This window comes from Trichococcus collinsii (assembly GCF_900107505.1).
Lineage (GTDB): Bacteria > Bacillota > Bacilli > Lactobacillales > Aerococcaceae > Trichococcus > Trichococcus collinsii.
This window is the reverse complement of record NZ_FNQH01000022.1, coordinates 1-2,989: the sequence shown is the minus strand read 5'-3', so window position 1 is coordinate 2,989 and position 2,989 is coordinate 1. Positions and strand designations below refer to the sequence as shown.

Here is a 2,989-nt window from a genome sequence, read left to right as displayed (position 1 = left end):
CCGGAGAACGTCATCTATGTCTATCCTTTGGGGGATTATTATAAACTGGCCAATCTGATCGTCAGTAAAGAAGAATTGTCTGATTTCATGAAAGAAATGAATTTGGAAGGTGCCAGTCTTTCAGATGTTTTCGCGCACCTTTATCTTTACTATCTAACCTCGGGTAAAGTAAAGTAAGAAATACTTCCATCGATTCAGACAAAACGGGGTTTTTGGGACGTTTTATCCTTCTATTCAGAAAAAACACTTCCGAAATAACGCATTTTAAGGTGATTTCAGATTTGGTTTGCCGGTAAGCCATCATTAAGAAATGAAAGGGTGATCTCATGATTGATTATCATTACCAAACTTTCCTGGTTTTAGCTGACTGCTTGGATTATGCAACGACTGCGCAAGAACTTTGCTTGTCCAAACCAGCAGTCACGCAGCATATCCAATATCTCGAAACTGATCTGGAGGTAAGATTATTCCAGAACCAGGGTGGCAATTTGGTGCTTACCAAAAAAGGAAACTTGTTGAAAGATCGTTTAGTCGTCATCAATGATCACATTGATGATTTATTACGACAACTAGCAAATTAATAACCGTACTAGCAATAAAGAACGCTTGTTCTTTATTTGTTTAATTTTTTTGATATGATAAAAGCACACGGGAAAAGGCTTACATTTTTAGGAAGCCTTAGATTATCAAATAAAAACTGGTATGATTCCTGATATTCTACCCTCTTTCTTCTGTAAATAGAGCAAAGTGAGGTGACACGATTATGGGGAAAAAAGGTTGCAAAAGAATTTCTCGTAAAGTAAGCAAAGCCGGAAAAGATCTAGCCACTAGCAATAATAAAAAAATGAAAAGCCAGGCAGGATCAATTCTATCTAACCATCAACATCGATATCATTAATACAAAAGAGGCTTAGGCCTCTTTTGTATTAATGGAGACACTAAGGCAATTTTATCAATATACATTAAACTTAAAATCTCGTTTATTTTCAAAATCCACCATTCAAGGGACGAGTGCGTCCAATTTGGCTTAATAGCCATGGTTTAACTAAGCAATTTAGATTTCTAAACCTGTTGGAATCCTATGAAATATATATTCAATTAGAGGCAGCACTTGAATACATTGTTGAAGAAATAAGTATCTATTCAGCAGAAGATTATCACATAATCGCAACATACCAAGAGATTAATGAGAATGCAGTAATGTCTTTATACTTAGAGTTGCAGCAAGAACATGAAATATTTGAATAACCTATTCACAGAGTCTCAAATCAATCCGCCAACGAATGAAACCTACTAATTTTATTTAGTAGATTTTATTCGTATGAAATTCTCTCTTGGCCCATATTTTGGAATGCCTGCATGCGCTTTTGTTCTTTTGCTAAAATTTCTTTGGCAAAAGACATAAACCCATTTAAATCTTGTTTGGCTAGTAATTCGATATAAGTCGCTTTAGTTTCCTTCTCAATAATCAAAGGCGGAAATCCCTCCTGCAGCAATGAGTAATTCATTAACATACGCCCTGTCCATCCATTTCCATCGGAAAACGGATGGATCCGTTCAAATTGAATATGTGTATCTAAAATGCTATCTAATTTTTCTTCTTCAGTAGCTGCATTCTCCAGCCGGTATTCTAGGTTATCCACCAACTGTTGAATAAGAAATGGCGTTTCCCCTGGTGTAGCTGTTTGGAATTCTGCACCTATAATCAGATTGTCGTTTTTTTTGAATTGGCCTTTATCATATTGAAGCCTATCGGTTAAATCGGCGTGGATTTCTTTGATAATGGAGACAGAAAGTTTATCATTATTCTCTAAATGATCCATTAGGTTAGAAAAAGCTATTTTATGATTTTCGATTTCGTAAAATTCACGTACCGTTACCCCACCGCTAACTGACAGTGTACCATTCAAAATAATCGAAACAGTCGCAGGCAATGAGATCGTATTTCCTTCTATCCCTGCTGAGTGGTGGGCAAGACGCACCAGCATATCATCTAAATAGTCTTGTGGTATTTTTTTTAGAATTCCGCTCACAAAAACACCTCTCCAATAATAAAAATAAGTTTCTACTGTCAAATAATATAAAATAAAGTTGACTAAACACACTAAATATACTAGCAGAGGAGAGGGAATGAGCAAGTGAGCAGAGTTGTACCCTAATATCACTAAAAAAATTTTTTTGAGTGAATTAGAGTACAACATGCTTATGCAAGTCCGTTCTAGCGTCGGATCGGTCAGTCGCGTGTTTCGCATCTGTATGCGTTGGTGTCTTTTCAACACACCTGAAACCCTCTTAAAATCCTCCCTAAGAGCATTGTTTCAAGTTACTGGGTTTTCGGCCCAGGATTACCACCCCCGCCGTTATCGGCCGCGGACGCCATTCGGGGAGAGCATGCATACAGTAATGCCCTTAATCCCCTAGCATTAGTTATTGCAGCGGCTAATGCTTAACCTTTCCACTTCGTTTCTAAATTAATAGATCGCTGCTTGGCTCCAACGATGTAAAAAAAGCCTTTGTCATTTGTCCAGGTGCTTGGTATAATGACAGTACATAAATGCTAAGTTATGTTTTGTTCCGCGAACGCCAATTCGTGGGGCTTTTTTTGTATTCAATTTTTAACCTCTATCAAGCCTTATAAGATACTCATAGAAAGCTTCTTCAATATTTTAAATACTTATAAAGTTACCTTAACCTAACTTATTTTGTAAGTAAACCCTTTAATGCTCTTCAAAACTACACAAAAGTATACTGGTATACCAAAAATACTACACAAGAGTATACCAGTATACTTTTGCGTAGTATTTTTGGGTTCAAAAACATCTATAAATAACTATGCAAGAGTATACCAGTATACTCTTGCATAGTTATTTATAGATCAAATCACGCTTATGAAATTTAAAATCGCCCATATAGCTTGTTTTCATTTTCTTTCATTCCGGAATATAAAATACACATAAGTATACTGGTATACTTACGCACCAGTATACCA

At 36.2% G+C, this 2,989-nt stretch carries 2 protein-coding genes; one reads left to right on the top strand and one right to left on the bottom strand.

Annotated features, from left to right (window positions below):
* The first annotated feature begins 326 nt into the window (after nucleotides 1-326).
* Nucleotides 327-581, top strand: coding sequence for a helix-turn-helix domain-containing protein (locus BLV66_RS15385; protein ID WP_086987720.1), 255 nt, complete (start codon nucleotides 327-329; stop codon nucleotides 579-581).
* 732 nt (nucleotides 582-1,313) lie between these two features.
* Here the strand turns inward: BLV66_RS15385 and BLV66_RS15375 are convergent.
* Nucleotides 1,314-1,988 carry a Fic family protein gene (locus BLV66_RS15375; protein WP_086987741.1) on the bottom strand — a complete coding sequence of 225 codons (675 nt, stop codon included), beginning with the start codon at nucleotides 1,986-1,988 and terminating at the stop codon, nucleotides 1,314-1,316.
* Nucleotides 1,989-2,989 lie beyond the last annotated feature (1,001 nt).